The organism is Haloarchaeobius salinus (assembly GCF_024464185.1).
Taxonomy (GTDB): domain Archaea; phylum Halobacteriota; class Halobacteria; order Halobacteriales; family Natrialbaceae; genus Haloarchaeobius; species Haloarchaeobius salinus.
The window spans coordinates 74,289-89,833 of sequence record NZ_JANHAU010000001.1 but is presented as its reverse complement, the minus strand read 5'-3'; the positions used below and the strand labels follow the sequence as shown (position 1 = coordinate 89,833).

The window sequence follows — 15,545 nt, the reverse complement described above, 5'->3', positions numbered from 1 at the left end:
ACGGATGCGAGGTCGGTTGGCGTGCGATGCGACAGGGTGTGGTGACCCGATCAGGCTTCAGCCTGAAGCTGCGAGTCGACCAGGTCGGAGACCGTCATCGGCTGCGGTGCCGAGATGCTGCTGCCGACGATCTCCTCGAGGATGAGGGTCACGTCAGCGGAAGTGACCTCACCGTCGCCGTTCATGTCGGCGCAGCTCGGGTTGAAGTTGTCGGGGTCCTCACCGACGATGTACTGCTGGGTGAGCGTCGCGTCCTGGACGGTGATTGCGCCGTCCTGGTTGACGTCACCGAGCATGCAGTCCTCGGTGGAGACCGCACCGGGCGTGTACTCCACGAGCGGCGCGGTGCCGTTCTCGTAGGTCACCATCGACGCGCTCGTGTTCCAGGTGACTTCAGCCGTCTGGTTGAAGTCCTCCATGAGCACGTCGAACTCGATGTCGACCATCGTGGGATCGTCGACACCGCTCGCCTGTGCCTGTGCCAGGGTGACAACACCGTTCTCGTTGTCGATGTTGACGACAGGGTCAGCGAAGTCCTGCCCGTCGGTACTGGAGACCTGGAGCTTGTTCGGGTCGAAGTTCAGCTTGGCCTGGTAGCCGGAGACGTTGTCGATGTCACCGGTCCAGACGCTCACCTCGGCGGACTCGCCGGGCTGGGTCTCAGTCTCGGTGACGTCGACCGTGCCGACGGGCTCCGGCGGGTTGGATGCGAACTGGACCATGTTGGCCAGGATGAGGTCCGCGTCGTCGGTGTAGTCGCCCTGGCCGACGAACGTCGAGTAGCCGAGCGTGGCTCCGAGGACGTCCCAGCGGTCCTCGTCGACTGCGACGCCGCTATCTTGTTCGGTACCGTCCGTGACCTCGGCAAGCACCGTTGCGTCGGTCCCAGAGAAGTACGTCATGTCGGCGAACGTCGCAGTGTGGAGAGTGATCGGTCCCTCACCGACACCCTCGAATATCGGATGGTCCGCGACGTTCACATACTCCGGAGCATCGTTGAAGTCGCTTTCACCGGTCTCGGCGGGGTCACCGATGGCGTTCGAGCGCTCCTCGATACCGTTGCTGCTCGTACCCCACTGGTCGAGGTAGACGACGCCAGCCTGGTAGCCGTTCGTGGCCTCCGCGAAGGCTTCGGCGTTGTCCGAGTCGAGGTACTGCACGACGAAGCTGTCGTACGAGTCGACGTTGTCGATCGCCTCGTCGGAGGTGAGGACCGACACGGAGTAGTGTGCCGGCAGCCACTCCTCGAGCGTGTCTGCAACGTCTGCGCCGTAGTTGCTGTCGTCGTCAACGACACCGACCTGCGTGAACTCCTCGAAGACGTTCGTCGGGCCGGTGGTCACTCCGATGGAGTCACCCATGCCCTCGAACGTGTGCTCGATTGCGAGTTCGCCGCTCGTGTCGGCGGTCGTCTCGACGGTGACGGTGACTTCACCGGTGTACGGCTCGTCGAACTCGATGGCCTCGCCGAAGGAGGCCTCGTCGCCGTTGACGTACAGCGTCGCGTTCTCCTCGCTGTACCCGTCCGCGAGCGAGGCGGTGTAGGAATCGAGGTTGGCAGCGTTGACCGTCACGCTGACGTTCTCACCGCCCTCGATACCTCCGGGCTGCCCCTCGAGGACTTCCACGTCGAGTGCTGCGTTCAGCGAGAAGTCCTGCGTGACCCAGTCGCCGTCGACCGTGACGGTCTCTGTGGACGCCTCGTAGCCGAAGGAGTCCGCGGTCACGTCGTAGGTGCCGTTCTGTGCGATGACGCTGTAGTTGCCTGCGGCGTCGGTCGCACCGGATCCACCGCCGTCGAGGCTGACCTCGGCACCCTCGATTGGGTTGCCGTCAGCGTCGGTGACGGTACCCTCGACGCCCTGTTCGAGCGCGACCTGCTCGGTCGCCTCGAGGGCGTTGATGATACCCGCACCGTAGCGCGTGTCGTTGCCGGACGGTTCGCCGTCGGGCTTCCACGCGGTCTCACGGAGTGCGTCCTTGATCATCGAGACGCTCGCGTCGCCACCGGAGGCGGAGCGCATCAGTGCGACCGCGCCCGCGGTGTGCGGCGAGGACATGGACGTGCCGGAGTACTCGGCGTAGCTACCGCCGGGGACGGAGCTCTTCACGTCCACCCCGGGTGCGGACACGTCGGGTACGATGTACGTGTCGGGCCAGTGCGAGGGTGCGTCGTCACCCCAGGCACTGTCCGTGTCGACCTCCATGCCGCTGGAGAAGCTGGCGATGTTGGCGTTCTCGTTGGACGCGCCGACGGCGACGACGTCCCAGACGTTACCGGGCGAACTGCTCATCCCTTCGCCGTCGTTACCGGAGGACGCGACGACGACGGTCCCCGCGGCCTCTGCGTTCAGCGTCGGCTCGATCATCCCCGCTTCGTAACACGGTGCGTTGGTGCAGCCGAGACTCATCGACATGACGTCGGCATCCTCCTCGACGGCCCACTCCATGCCACCGATGATGGCTGCGAAGGTACCGCCCTCGGGCGTGAGGACGCCGCCGTGGATCAGGCTGGCCTCGGGGGCGACGCCGATGAACTCACCGCTGGCGTTGCCACCGGTGGCCGTCCCGGAGGTGTGCGTGCCGTGACCGTCGGAGTCGTAGGGCTCGCTACCCGGGACCTGGTTACCGTCACCGTCGAACTCCGCCCACCCGCCGGGGTAGGTCGGGTCCGACGCGTTCTCGGTGTAGAGGTCGATGTCCGGGTGGGTCGGGTCGATACCGGTGTCGAGGATGGCGACCTTCGCGCCATCGCCCATGGTGCCGAACTGGTCCCAGGTCTCGGTCGCGTTGATCTGGTTCAGCCCGTATGTCGCCGGGTGGTCGGAGGAGCTGCGAACCTCATCGCTGTCCACGGGTTCCGGGGACGTAACTTCGAAGTTGGCGTGGAGCTCGTCGACACCGTCGAGGCGCGCGATCTCGTCGAGGTTCACGCCGCTGTCACCGCCCGAGCGCACCGTCAGGACGACGGCGTTGGCGAGCCAGAACCGGTTCTCGACTGCGACGTTCTCACGTTCGCTGGCCCAGTCGAGGATCGGTTCCTGGGTCCGCTCCGCGTGGGTCTTGAGGCCATCGATGGTCGCCTCACGGCTGAGTGACTGACTCAGGTCCGGCGTTCCGAGCCGGACGACCACCTGTGTGACTTCCTGCTGCTCGAACTGATGTTCGAGTGCAGGCTGGATCCACGCGGTCTCGGGCGCGGACGTCTCTTCAGCGGCTGTGCTTGCTGCGACGTCGTCGCCGACGCCTACCTGTGCGATATCTGTCGAAGTGCCTGCCTGCTGGGCGGCTGGTGCTCCGGCCGCAACGTACGGAGTCGTAAAGCCGAATACCATCAGACTGGCGAGCAGTAGTGCTAGGAGTTTCCGATTCATCCTTTCCCCCTGCGAGAACCGTTCCCGCAGTACCTCCCCCTCATTTCTACGCCTCCAAAGTTAATTTCCAGATAACTGGTAACCAACTGAAGGCAGGAGAGGCAGCCGACATGTCGGTTCACAGATGGTCGTTTCTGTCCATCGCCGCTCCGGTTTCACGAGTGGTGGTCACACGGAGCGTGTGGGGACGACACTCGTGAACTTTCTAATGGCCATTTCCATTGACTGAGAACCGACGATCAGGAGTGTTGGCGCGCTCTCGGTCGCGTTAATCAACCCGTTAACGACTACGAAAACGGAGGCCCACGACACTCGTTGCAGGAGTACCGGGAGTAAATAGAGGGTGGGGGCCAGCTGGTCACGCGGGGAGCGCCACGCGGCCTTGTCCGCCGTTACTGCGGACCGGCCACGACTGTTCTGCCTCGGCGTCGCCCGTCGTGACGGTCACCTCGAACTCCTCGGCGTCGTCGGGCACGGTGAGTTCGACGGTGCCGTCACCGTCGGTGGTGCCGACCGTCTCGCCGTCGACGGTCACGGTGGCGTTGGCGACGGCGGCGTCGTCCCCGGTGACGGTCAGCGTCACCGTCTCGCCGGCACGGACCTGCCCGTCGACCGCGAGTTCGAGGCCGCTGTCGTCGGCGTCGTCGCTGTCGTCGCTCTCGGGACCCGCGTCCTCGGGCGGGCCACGCTCGTCCTCGTCGTCTGCGTCGACGTCGTCGATCTCGACCTGGTCACCGGTGCCGGACTCGCTCACGACGGGGCGGAGGATGTACTTCCCGGAGTTGCCGGCCTCGTGGACCATGATGTCGAACACGAAGTCCAGGCTCGACCCGGACTCGGCGGTGAATCGCTTGTTTATCTGGAGCTTGTCGCTCGGGAGCTTGACGTCGACCTGTTCGCCGTTATTCAGGGTGCCCTGGACCTCGCCGACGTGGACGAACACCCGGTCGTACTCGCCGGCGCTGATGTTGAAGTCGACGAGCCGGGAGGCGTTCGCGCCCTGCAGCTCGGTCAGGTCGACGGTGCGGTTGTCGACCTCGTGCGTGACCCAGCCATCCGACTCGCTGCCGGGCTCGTCGTCCGCTGCGTCGTCTTCCTCGCTGTCGGAGTCGTCGTCGCGCTCGTCGGAGTCGTCACCCTCGGTGTCGTTCTCGCCCGAGTCGTCGTCCTCCGTCTCCGGGGCCTCGCTGGTCGCGTTCGTCTCGGTCTGGGTGGTCGTCTCGTTCGCGTCCTCGAGCGACTCGGTGTCGGAGGTCTCGTTCTCGACGTCGTCGCCGTCGTCGCTGTCGGGGTTCTCGGTTTCGTTCCCGTCCGAGTCGTCACCGTCGTCGACCTGGTGGAAGCCGACCGAGGTGATCGTGACGTTCAGGTGTTCGAACTGGTCGATGGCACCCGGGCGGTCGCTCACGTAGAACGACACGCTGGCGTCGTCGCCGTCGGTGTTCGCGTCGTCCCCGTTGCCGGTCACGCCGCCGAGACAGCCGGCGGTCACGAGGAGGGCGGCCAATGCGATTGCGAGCAGTGCAGTGGGTCGTGACATCGTGGTCGTCCATGACGGCTCGGGGGCCATAAACCGGGAACTCGGTTGCGGACGATTTCCTCCGATTCAACGGAACCGGCGGTTCTGAACGGTCGTGAACGGTTTCGACTGTGGGTCGACCGTTTCGACACCGGTTTACCGGTCCCAGGCGGACGGTGTACCATGTCGATGCGCGTGACCTTCCTCGGGACCAGCGGGGCCGTGCCGACCACCCAGCGCAACCCCACCGCCATCTACTGCCAGCGCGAGGGTGACGGCTTCCTCTTCGACTGCGGCGAGGGGACCCAGCGCCAGATGATGCGCTTCGGGACCGGCTTCTCGGTGGACCACATCTTCGTCACGCACACCCACGGCGACCACGTCCTCGGCATCCCGGGGCTGGTCCAGACGATGGACTTCAACGAGCGCGACGCGGCGCTCGCCATCCACTGCCCACCGGGCGAGAAGCCACTCATCGAGCGCCTCGTGAGCGCAACCGGCGCACGCCCCTTGTTCCCGGTCCGCATCAACGAGGTGAGTGCCGGCGACGTGGCGCTCCGCCGTGACGACTACGAGGTCCGCGCGTTCGACGTCGAGCACCGGACGACGGCGCTCGGCTACGCGCTCGTCGAGGACGACCGGAAGGGGCGGTTCGACCGCCAGCACGCCGAGGAACTGGGCGTGCCGGTCGGGCCGAAGTTCTCGGCACTCCACGAGGGGAACGCGGTCGAACTCGACGATGGCACGGTCGTCACCCCGGACCAGGTCGTCGGCGAGCCCCGCCCCGGCCGGCGGTTCGTCTACACGGGCGACACCCAGCCCGTCGACGCGACCGTCGAGGTAGCCACGGACGCCGACCTGCTGGTCCACGACGCGACGTTCGCCGAGGACCGCCGCGACCGCGCCGGACAGACCGGCCACTCGACGGCGAAGCAGGCCGGCGAGGTCGCCCGGCGCGCCGGCGCGAAGCGGCTGGCGCTCACGCACGTCTCCTCGCGATACGCGAACGACGTGGAGATGCACCGGACCGAGGCCCGGGAGGCGTTCGACGGCGAACTGCTGATCCCGGACGACGGCGACACCGTCGAGGTCCCGTACCCGGACGGGGAGTGAGTGACCAGCGGCTGTGGGGGCCTCTCACACGGAACGCGTTCGTTTTTCACGATGCCGCCCGCACACTGTGCCGTGTCCCACGAGTTCCACCTCTGTGACGTGTTCGCCACGGAACGCTACGCCGGGAATCAGCTCGCGGTCGTGACGGACGCGGGCGACCTCTCGACCGACGAGATGCAGGCGGTCGCGAACGAGATGAACTACTCCGAGTCGACGTTCGTCACCGGCCGGGACGACGACGGCTGGGACGTGCGCATCTTCACGCCCAACAGCGAGATCCCGTTCGCGGGCCACCCGACCCTCGGGACCGCGGCCGTGATTCGCGAACACCTCGCCGCCGCCGAACCGGACCCGATCACCCTCCATCTGGGGGTCGGCGACGTGCCGGTCCGCGTGGAGGGCGACGACGAGGACCCGCTGTACTGGATGACCCAGCGGCCGCCCGAGTTCGGACGGACGTTCGACCGCGGGACGGCCGCCGCCGCGCTCGGGCTCTCGGTGGACGACGTCCGCGACGACCTGCCGGTCCAGTGGGTGTCGACCGGGCTACCGACGGTCGTCGTCCCGCTGCGCGACCGGAACGCGCTCGAACGTGCCGAGGTCGACCCCGACGGCTACGCGGCGCTGACGGGCGACCACGACGGGAAGAACGTCCTCGCGTTCTGTCCGGAGCCGCGCGACTCGGCCCACGACTACGCCGACCGCGTGTTCGCGCCGTTCTACGGCGTGACGGAGGACCCGGCGACGGGCTCCTCGAACGGCTGCCTGGCTGGGTATCTGGTACGGCATCGCGACGCACCGCTCGACGTGGTCGTCGAGCAGGGCTACGAGATGGGCCGGCCGTCGCTGCTCCACCTCGTCGCCGGGGAGCGAGACGGGAGCGACGGAGACGGTGAGATCGAGGTGCAGGTCGGCGGTCGGGTCGTCCCGGTCGCACGCGGCGAGCTGTACTGAGTCCGGAAGCGATACACGCGACGAACGACCGTCCCGTCGACGGTGCGGTGCCCGCGAAATTTATACAGATACCTCCCCAACCCCCGCCTGTGAGCGCTCGTACCACGGCCCTCGACGCGGTTGTGTTCGGCGTGGACATCCAGAGCGGGGACGTCAGGGGGGACGCCCCATCCTACGCGCTCGTCGTGTTCGACGGCGAGTCCGTCGAGCGCGACGTCGTCACCTACCGGAAGCTGCGCCGCCGCATCGACGACGAGGCGCCGACCATCGTCGCCACCGACAACATGTACGAACTCGCCGAGGACAAGGACGCCCTCGTGCGCTTCCTCGGCAGCCTGCCGGACGAGACACGGCTCGTGCAGGTGACAGGCGACGAACAGCCCGAACCCCTCTCCCGCGTCGCCTCCCGCCACGGCGTCCCCTACGGCAAGGACCCGATGCAGGAGGCCGAAGCCGCCGCCCGACTGGCCGCCGCGAACGTCGGCTACGAGGTCAGCGCCTTCACCGACACGACGACGGTGAAGGTCTCCCGCGGTCGCTCGACCGGCAGCGGCGGCTGGAGCCAGGACCGCTACACCCGACGAATCCACGGCAACGTCAGGACCCGCGCCCGCGAGGTCGCCTCGGCGCTCGACGACGCCGGGCTGGACTACGAGATGGACCCGACCGAGAAGTACGGGGGCTTCGCCAACGCCGTCTTCACCGTCGACGCACACCCCGCCGACATCCCCGTCTCGCGCGGTCGCTCGGGCGACACGCGGGTGGAGATCGAACGGGAACGTCGCGACGGTATCGAGTTCGAACCTCTCGCGAAGCGCCGGGACCACGTCATCGTCGGGATGGACCCCGGCACCACAACGGCAGTCGCCGTCGTCTCCCTCGACGGCCAGGTTCACGACGTGCTCTCGACGCGCACCGCCGACACCGCCGCCGTCATCGAGTGGATCATCGAGCGCGGGCGGCCCGTCGTCGTCGCCGCCGACGTGGAGCCCATGCCCGAGACCGTCGAGAAGGTCCGCCGGAGCTTCGACGCCGCGCCCTGGATCCCCACTTCCGACCTCCCGGTCGACGAGAAGCAACATCGGACCCGGGAGACGGGCTACGACAACGACCACGAGCGCGACGCCCTCGCCGCCGCGCTGTTCGCCTTCGACGACCACGAGGACCAGTTCGCCCGCATCGCCCGGAAGACCCCGCCCCATCTCGACCGTGGGACCGTCATCGAGCGCGTGCTCGCCGGGAACGGGAGCGTCGAGGCCGTCGTCGCCGACATCGTCGAGGAGGACGAGGAGCCGGCCGAGAACGAGCACGAGCACGACGCGCGGGAGCTGACCGCCGAGGAGAAGCGCATCCGCGACCTCGAACGCCAGGTCGAGCGACTCCAGTCCCACGTCGACGAGCTGCAGGACACCGTCTCGGAGAAGGACGACCGCATCAGCGAGCTCGAATCCGAGCTCTCGGAGGCCCGTCGCGAGGAGCGCCGCGAGGCCCGCGAACGTCGCACCGTCACCCGGCTCGAACGTCGGAACGACGCGCTCGAACGCGACGTCACGGACCGCGAGGAGACCATCGAGGCGCTGGAGGGCAAGCTCGCCCGGCTGAAGGAGCTCTGGAAGCTCGACCACTCCAACTTCGCCGACGTCGAGGAGAAGAAACGGGGGCTCGTCCCGGTCAAGCCCGTCGACAAGTTCACCAGGGACGCCATCGACGACGCCCACGACAGCTACGGGCTCGCCCCCGACGACGTGGTCTACCTGCGCGACGCCTCCGGTGCCGGCCGATCCACCGCCGAGAAGCTCGTCGCACACGAGCCCCGCGTCGTCCTCAAGGAGGGTGGGCTCTCCGACGTCGCCGACGAGGTGCTGTTCGAGCACGAGATCCCGGTCGGACCCGCCGCCGACGTGGCGATGCAGGAGGTCGACGAGCTCGCCGTCGCCCGCGAGGACGACGTCGAGGCCGTCATCGAGGACTGGGAGGGCCGCGCCGAGGAGCGCAAGAAGGACCAGAAATCGGAGATGGTCGACCGGCTCATCAGCGAGCACCGCGCCGACGAGGCCGGGAGCAACGCCTTCTAGAACATCCCGCCCATCCCGAGCATCCCGAGCGCGTTGCTCACGAGCGCCTTCAGCAGGAGTCCGAGCCCCGCGATGACGAGCGCGAAGCCGGCGGCGAGGACGAGCGACCCCTCGATTGCGATGATCCCGATACCTGCGAGGACGAACAGGAACCCGATCGCGCCGGAGATCCCGAGCATCTGCGCGTACTTCATCGGACCGGACGAGCCTCCGCCCGGACTCATGTCGGCAGCCATGTCCGCCAGTCCACCCCCGAGCCGATTAAACGCCGTGGTTCGGAGTGACAGAGGGGATTTCCAGACCGTTTAAAAGTGTCGGCATCCATACGGGGACACATGAGCGACAACGACGGCGGCCGACGCAACCTGCGTATGCCGGAGGACGACGAGGTGTTCGCGACGGTGACGAACATGCTCGGTGCGAACCGGGTCCGTGTCCGCTGTGCCGACGGTGTCGAGCGCACGGCCCGGATTCCGGGCAAGATGCAGAAACGCGTCTGGATACGGGAGGAGGACGTCGTGCTCGTCGAGCCCTGGGACTGGCAGGACGAGAAGGCGGACATCACGTGGCGCTACGACAAGCAGGACGCCGACCAGCTCCGCGACGAGGGGCACATCTGAGCACCCGTACCGGGATACCCACGCTTTTACGCGTTCGTCACGTTATCCTGCCGTAGATGAGCGACGAGTACGGACTGGTGGAACCGGAGGCGGTCGACGAACCGGGCGACGAGTGGGAGGCCATCGACGTGAGCGACACCGAGGCCGACCGCATCGCCCGCAAGCGCGACCGGAAGTTCGACCAGTTCAGAAAGCGCATCAAGGACAACGAGTCGCTGAAGGTCGAGGCGTCGGTGTTCGACGACGCGACCTACGCCGCGCTCTACAAGCTCGTCCAGGACGGCTGGGTCGACGCGCTGGGCGGCCCCATCTCGACCGGGAAGGAGGCCAACGTCTACTCCGCCCTCGGCGGCGACGGCGCGGCCGACGTGCTCGGTGCGGAGGCCCCCGAGGTCGCCATCAAGGTGTACCGCATCAACGCCTCGGACTTCCGCGACATGCGCGACTACCTCGTCGGCGACCCCCGCTTCGAGGGTATCGGCGGGAAGAAGTCACAGGTCGTCATCGCCTGGGTCCGCAAGGAGTACGCGAACCTCCAGCGTGCCCGCCGTGCCGGCGTCCGCGTCCCGCACCCCCTCGCCGTCGAGCGGAACGTGCTCGTGATGGAGTACATCGGCGCGGAGGCGGGCCGGGCGAAGCGCCTCGCCGAGGTGAACGTCGAGAACCCACAGACGGCCTACGAGGTCGTCCGCGAGTACATGCGCCGGCTCCACACCGCCGGGCTGGTCCACGGCGACCTCTCGGAGTACAACATGGTCATCCACGACGGCGAGCTGGTGGTCATCGACCTCGGGCAGGCCGTGACGGTCCACCATCCCAACGCAGGGGAGTTCCTCGAACGGGACTGCCGGAACGTCGCCGCGTTCTTCTCCCGGCAGGGCATCGACGTGACCGGCGACGAGCTCTACGAGTTCGTCGTCGAGGACGACGAGCGGTTCTGATTATCGGCGACGGAGCGCGAGGAGCGAGCACAGTGCGACGAGCGCGGCGACCGTCCCGCCGACGCCGAAGCCGGGGACCGCGTCGTCGTCGGTGTCCGCGGGGTCCGACAGCCCGAGCGTCGGCGTCGTGGCGGTGGGCGTCGGCTCCGTCGTGGCCGTGTCGGCCGGTGTCGTCGCGGTCGGCGTGTGTGTTGCCGTCTCCTCGGGCGGTCGGACGACAGCCGTCGCGGTCACGGGCTCGCCGCCCTCGCGGTACGGCTCGTCGGCGGTGTCGAACTCGAAGTTGCGGTTCACGTCGCGGTAGGCGACCGCGACGACGGTCGTCGGCTCGTCGATGGCGTCGTCGAACTGGATGCCGACGCGGGCGTTCCCGGGATAGATGAACTCCGTTCCGAGGACCGGACCGTCGGCGCTCCCCTCCCGGAGGACGACGAGGCCACCGTGGGTGAGATCGGTCTCGTTCAGCGAGACACCCCACTGCGTAGTCTGGTTTTCGAACCCCAGGCTCGCCTCGCGGGGGACGACTTCGAGTGGCACCGGTTCGGTGAGGGTCCGTCCGTCGAACGTGGCCCGGACGACGTAGTCGGTTCCCCGTTCGATGTCGTGGTCGAACGTCACGGCGAACTGGGACGTCAATTCCGCCCGTGAATCGAAGGGAGGGCTCGGATTCGTCCGTTCCCGTTCGAGCACCGTCGACGAGTTCGCGTCGAGGAGCTCGACGGTTATCGGGCCCGAGAGCGGGAGCGACGTCCGGCCGGTGACGGTGACGTTTCCGGACGGCGGGATCAGTATCGTCCCGGCGGTGCCGTCCGTGATGGTTGCCGCGGTCGTTTCGACCACGGCCGTCCTGTTCGGCGGCAGCCCAGTCGGCTCCGGGGCGAACTCGTCGAACAGGTTGAACCCGACGAGGTACGTCGACCCCTCGTAGACGTACTCCAGGCGTGGCTCCCTGACGTCGGGGCCGGGTTCCCCCCGGAAGATGTCGGCCGTCGAGCGGTCCGGGACGACGTGGTACGTCGCCGGTGCGTCGCCAGCGACGACGGTGACGTTCGCCGCGTCGGCGAGGTCGAACACCCGGGGTGGTGCGTGGCCGGGTCGGTAGTCGTAGCCAACGAGGAGTCTCGTGTCACCTTCCCACGCCGCCGCGAACCGCTCGGTCAGGTTGTCGCCGGGTGCATCCTCGACCTCGGCGGCGATGACGGCCGACTGGACGGTGACGACGAGGTCGTCCCCCACCAGCACCGTCGGCGTGCTCGGACCGTCGAGACCGACGTACTCCGGGAGGTCCGTCGGGTCGGTGTCGTTCGAGACGCGCTGAATCCGGAGGCGCGGCTCGGCGAGCGACTCGTTCGGCACGACCGCGGCGTCGACGCGCTCGGTCACCGGGTGCTCGCCCCAGTCCGCACTCGCGACGACGGAGAGGTCAGCGTCCTCCGGGAGTGAGGCGGCGTCGATGGTGGTGGACCAGCCGTTCGGCCTCCCCGGCCAGATGTCCGGCCCCGAGCTGTTCGCGTGGACCGTCGCGGTGGTCGTTGCGACGGTCGCCCCGTCGGCGGTCTCGACGCGCACGTCGACGCTGGTGCCGGGCGGGAGCGAGGTCGTCCCGTGGACCGTCGCGTTCGCCCGGTCGGCGAGCGCGATGCCGGGTTCGCGGGGCGCGACGGTCAGCGTGGCCGGTGTTCGGGGGAGGCGTGTCTGTTCCGGCGCGCCGCCGTCGTGCGCGAAGCTCACGTCGAAGTAGAGCTGGCCGGACCCCATCTCGACAGGTTCGAGTTCGTCGGGGGCCGGAGCGAACGTGAGCGGCCCGCCGGTTCCGTTGCCGACGTAGTCCAGTTCGGCGTCCCCGGTGACCCGGACTGCGGACAGCTCGCGCGGCTCGATGACGAGGTGGTACGTGTCCGGGGAGTCACCACGGACGACCGTCGTGTTCGTCGGGTTCAGCGCGGCGAACCGTGGCTCAATCGGCCCGTTCTGCCAGGCTCTGACCGTGAGGCCAAGTTCGGGGTCGTCCGCGACGGAGAGGAACCGCGTGGTGAGGTTCGCGCCGGTGGCGTTCCGGACCTGCCCGTCGAGTCCCGGAAGCTGGACCTGGACGACGAGCGACGCGTTGGTCGGAACGACGTTCGACCGTCGGGACACGTTGCCGATGTGGTCCGGCAGGTCGTCGGCGTCGTCGACTCGTTCGGCGAGCCCCGGTGGGCCGGCCCAGAGGCTAACCGCCGTGTCGTTCTCGACCGTCGTCGTGCCCGTGTTCGGCTCGACGACCGCCGCCGATGTCGTGGGTTCGACCGGGCCACCGGTCCCACCCGTCGGCGCACCCGCGCCGACGGCCGGGAGGAGCGTCGCCGTGACGACCAGTACGGTGATGGCCGTCACGAACTGCGGAGGGCGTGACATATCACAGGACTGCTCGCTCGGTGGGTATAAGTCTCGTGCTGGGTCCGACAGACTCCGAAACGGTGAAACCTCGTGCCCGACTACGTATGGGTATGGAGTCCGCTCCCGCCTGGCGCTGGCACGGGTTCTCGGGAGCGGACAGTATCGCGCTCGGCGTCGACACGGCGTAACCGGGTCGCCGGCGGCGCGGTGCTCACTCGTTCTCTCGCGCATCGCTCGCCAGCCAGCGGTTCCACCATCCACAGCATGACGACAGACGACACCACGACGGCACAGCACGATTCGAACACACCGGCCGACGACACGAACGCAGCCAACGACGACGGGGACGACTTCACCGTCACGCCCTACGACGTCTCGGGCACGGTCGACTACGACCGCCTGCTCGAACGGTTCGGGGCGGACCGGCTCACCGACGAGCAGATTCGCCGGTTCCCCGACCACCCGATGCTCCGGCGGCGCATCTACTACGCCGGCCGGAGCGTCGACCGGTATCTGGACGCTGCCGAGGCGGGCGAGACGCACTCCATCGTCACCGGCGTCGGGTCCTCGGGACCGATGCACCTCGGCCACGCGCTCGTGTTCTACCTCGCGAAAGAGCTGCAGGACGCGACCGGGGCGGAGGTGCTCATCCCGCTCTCGGACGACGAGAAGTACTACTCGAAGGACCTCACCTACGGGGAGATCTCGGCGTACCGCGACGAGAACCTGCGCGACCTGCTCGCGGTCGGCTTCGACCCCGAGCGGACGACCATCGTCGTCGACACGGAGGACGCGGACGTGATGTACCCGGTCGCGAGCGCGTTCGCGAAGCACCTCACGCAGTCGACGGTCGACGCGACCTACGGCGACCCCGAGAACGTCGGGCTCTCCTTCTACCCGGCGGTGCAGGCGGCGCACCTGCTCCTCCCACAGCTCATCCACGGCGAGCACCCGACGCTGGTGCCGGTCGCGGTCGACCAGGACCCGCACATCCGGGTCTGCCGGGACGTGGCCGCGAAGGAGCGGTTCCCCGTCTCGAAGCCGGGCGCGCTGCTCGGGCGGTTCCTCCCGACGCTCGACGGCCCCGGGAAGATGTCCGCCAGCGACGACGTGCCGACCATCGACCTCACCGACGACCCCGACGACGTGCGCGACATCGTCCGGAGACACGCGTTCACCGGCGGTCGCGCGAGCGTCGCCGAGCACCGCGAGCACGGCGGCGACCCGAGCGTCGACGTCCCGTTCCAGTACCTCCGGTTCTTCTTCGAGCGCGACGACGACGAACTCGCCCGCATCGAGTCCGCGTATCGGGGAGGCGAGCTGCTCAGCGGCGAGCTGAAGGAGCTGGCCGCGGACCGCATCGGCGAGTTCCTGTCCGAACACCAGCGCCGTCGGGCGGCACTGGGCGACCTCGAATCCGAGCTCGCGCCCTATCGGCTGACCGAGGCGGAGCGCGAGCGTGCCCGACGGGCGGTGGGGCTGCGGGGCTAGTCCACCCGATAGCGGCGATAACGCGATATCCGTCGGCCGCGTCACCTTCGACATGAACGAACGGGACGAGGCGGACTGGTCCGGACCGGGTGAGGCCTTCGCGACGCTGGGCAACGAGACACGGGTCGCCATCCTGCACGAGCTGTGGGCGGCGGCTCGGGAGGGGCCGCTCCCGTTCTCGGAGCTGCGCGAACGGGTCGGCACCCGGGACTCGGGGCAGTTCAACTACCACCTCACGAAGCTCTGCGACCGCTTCGTGCGCAAGACCGACGGGGGCTACACGCTGCGGGCGGCCGGCGGGATGGTCGTCGCGGCGATGCTCGCCGGGCAGTACGAGGACGGCGGCTTCGACGGGCCCGTCTCGACCGGCGACCCCTGCCCCGACTGTGGCGGCGAGGTCGCGCTGACCTACGAGGACGAGCGGGCGACCATCGCGTGTCTCGACTGCGACTACGCGGTCGCGTCGGCGAACGTGCCACCCGGCGTGTTCGAGGGCCGGGACCGCACCGACGCGCCGGTGCTGTTCGACCGCTGGCTCCGTACCCGGGTCGCCGGCGTCGCCGGCGGCTTCTGCATGGCCTGTCAGGGCCCGACGGAGGCGCGGGTCGCGCCCGCCGTCGACGAGGGGTCACGGGCCGCGAAGTTCGCGGAGGCGACGGACGTCCACGTCGAGTACGAGTGCGGACGCTGCGGCGAAGTGGTCCTATCCACGGTGCCCGAGGCGGTGGTGCACGACCCGGCCGTCGTCGCCTTCTACCACGAGCACGGGCTCGACGTGGGGGCGCTCCCCTCGTGGCAGCTCCCGTGGCTCACGGCCGCACCGGCGGTCGTCTCCGAGGACCCGCTGCGGGTCGGCGTGACCGTCACACTGGGCGACGACGCGCTCTCGCTCACCGTCGACGGAGGCGTCGACGTGGTGTCGACGGACGCGGGGAGCGTCGCCGATGCGCCACCGACCGACCGGCCTCTCGTCGAATGACCCAGCGAAGCCATCAGCTCCGGGGCTCACAGAACCGTCGCTCTGCCCACGTTGGTTCGGGGCCCGGCCGCCCGTTCTGCTGTGCGGTCACCGCTCGGCG

11 protein-coding genes are annotated in these 15,545 nt (G+C 68.5%); 7 read left to right on the top strand and 4 right to left on the bottom strand.

Annotated elements, in window-relative coordinates; translation table 11 throughout:
* Positions 1–50: 50 nt before the first annotated feature.
* Positions 51–3,335 (bottom strand): S8 family serine peptidase, encoded by a 3,285-nt coding sequence (locus NO345_RS00390; RefSeq protein ID WP_256295749.1) that lies wholly within the window; start codon positions 3,333–3,335, stop codon positions 51–53.
* 397 nt (positions 3,336–3,732) lie between these two features.
* Positions 3,733–4,914: a DUF4382 domain-containing protein gene (locus NO345_RS00385; protein WP_256295748.1), complete on the bottom strand. Its 1,182-nt coding sequence runs from the start codon at positions 4,912–4,914 to the stop codon at positions 3,733–3,735.
* Positions 4,915–5,076: 162 nt separating this feature from the next.
* Here NO345_RS00385 and rnz point away from each other — a divergent pair, with 162 nt between their 5' ends.
* The 3 genes from rnz (at position 5,077) to NO345_RS00370 (ending at position 9,035) form a co-directional block, all read left to right on the top strand.
* The gene (gene rnz / locus NO345_RS00380; RefSeq protein ID WP_256295747.1) at positions 5,077–6,006 is read left to right on the top strand and encodes a ribonuclease Z; all 930 of its coding nucleotides are present in this window, start codon (positions 5,077–5,079) and stop codon (positions 6,004–6,006) included.
* 72 nt (positions 6,007–6,078) lie between these two features.
* Positions 6,079–6,960, top strand: a complete 882-nt coding sequence (locus NO345_RS00375) for a PhzF family phenazine biosynthesis protein (RefSeq protein WP_256295746.1) — start codon at positions 6,079–6,081, stop codon at positions 6,958–6,960.
* 89 nt (positions 6,961–7,049) lie between these two features.
* Positions 7,050–9,035, top strand: a complete 1,986-nt coding sequence (locus tag NO345_RS00370) for a DUF460 domain-containing protein (protein WP_256295745.1) — start codon at positions 7,050–7,052, stop codon at positions 9,033–9,035.
* Here NO345_RS00370 and NO345_RS00365 read toward each other — a convergent pair.
* A complete protein-coding gene (locus tag NO345_RS00365) occupies positions 9,032–9,229 on the bottom strand; it encodes a DUF7470 family protein (protein WP_256295744.1) in 198 nt (65 codons plus the stop codon). The genes NO345_RS00370 and NO345_RS00365 overlap by 4 nt on opposite strands.
* 141 nt (positions 9,230–9,370) lie before the next feature.
* Here NO345_RS00365 and eif1A point away from each other — a divergent pair, with 141 nt between their 5' ends.
* Together eif1A and rio1 are read left to right on the top strand one after the other, a co-directional pair.
* Positions 9,371–9,655: a translation initiation factor eIF-1A gene (eif1A, locus tag NO345_RS00360; protein WP_256295743.1), complete on the top strand. Its 285-nt coding sequence runs from the start codon at positions 9,371–9,373 to the stop codon at positions 9,653–9,655.
* 56 nt (positions 9,656–9,711) lie between these two features.
* The gene (rio1, locus tag NO345_RS00355) at positions 9,712–10,596 is read left to right on the top strand and encodes a serine/threonine-protein kinase Rio1 (RefSeq protein WP_256295742.1); all 885 of its coding nucleotides are present in this window, start codon (positions 9,712–9,714) and stop codon (positions 10,594–10,596) included.
* Here rio1 and NO345_RS00350 read toward each other — a convergent pair whose 3' ends face one another.
* A complete protein-coding gene (locus NO345_RS00350) occupies positions 10,597–12,993 on the bottom strand; it encodes a DUF7282 domain-containing protein (protein ID WP_256295741.1) in 2,397 nt (798 codons plus the stop codon).
* Between the two features lie 246 nt (positions 12,994–13,239).
* Here NO345_RS00350 and NO345_RS00345 point away from each other — a divergent pair, with 246 nt between their 5' ends.
* Together NO345_RS00345 and NO345_RS00340 are read left to right on the top strand one after the other, a co-directional pair.
* Entirely contained in the window at positions 13,240–14,466 is a 1,227-nt protein-coding gene (locus tag NO345_RS00345) for a tryptophan--tRNA ligase (protein ID WP_256295740.1), read from the top strand.
* A gap of 52 nt (positions 14,467–14,518) precedes the next feature.
* On the top strand, positions 14,519–15,445 hold the full coding sequence (locus NO345_RS00340; protein WP_256295739.1) for a winged helix-turn-helix domain-containing protein: 927 nt from the start codon (positions 14,519–14,521) through the stop codon (positions 15,443–15,445).
* Positions 15,446–15,545: the final 100 nt, after the last annotated feature.

Excerpts from the sequence above, each read along its gene's own strand:
- NO345_RS00365 (WP_256295744.1), bottom strand. The coding sequence starts at position 9,229 with ATGAAGTACGCGCAGATGCTCGGGATCTCCGGCGCGATCGGGTTCCTG.
- NO345_RS00385 (WP_256295748.1), bottom strand. The coding sequence starts at position 4,914 with ATGTCACGACCCACTGCACTGCTCGCAATCGCATTGGCCGCCCTCCTC.
- NO345_RS00390 (WP_256295749.1), bottom strand. The coding sequence starts at position 3,335 with ATGGTATTCGGCTTTACGACTCCGTACGTTGCGGCCGGAGCACCAGCC.
- eif1A (WP_256295743.1), top strand. The coding sequence starts at position 9,371 with ATGAGCGACAACGACGGCGGCCGACGCAACCTGCGTATGCCGGAGGAC.
- NO345_RS00350 (WP_256295741.1), bottom strand. The coding sequence starts at position 12,993 with ATGTCACGCCCTCCGCAGTTCGTGACGGCCATCACCGTACTGGTCGTC.
- NO345_RS00340 (WP_256295739.1), top strand. The coding sequence starts at position 14,519 with ATGAACGAACGGGACGAGGCGGACTGGTCCGGACCGGGTGAGGCCTTC.
- rio1 (WP_256295742.1), top strand. The coding sequence starts at position 9,712 with ATGAGCGACGAGTACGGACTGGTGGAACCGGAGGCGGTCGACGAACCG.
- rnz (WP_256295747.1), top strand. The coding sequence starts at position 5,077 with ATGTCGATGCGCGTGACCTTCCTCGGGACCAGCGGGGCCGTGCCGACC.
- NO345_RS00345 (WP_256295740.1), top strand. The coding sequence starts at position 13,240 with ATGACGACAGACGACACCACGACGGCACAGCACGATTCGAACACACCG.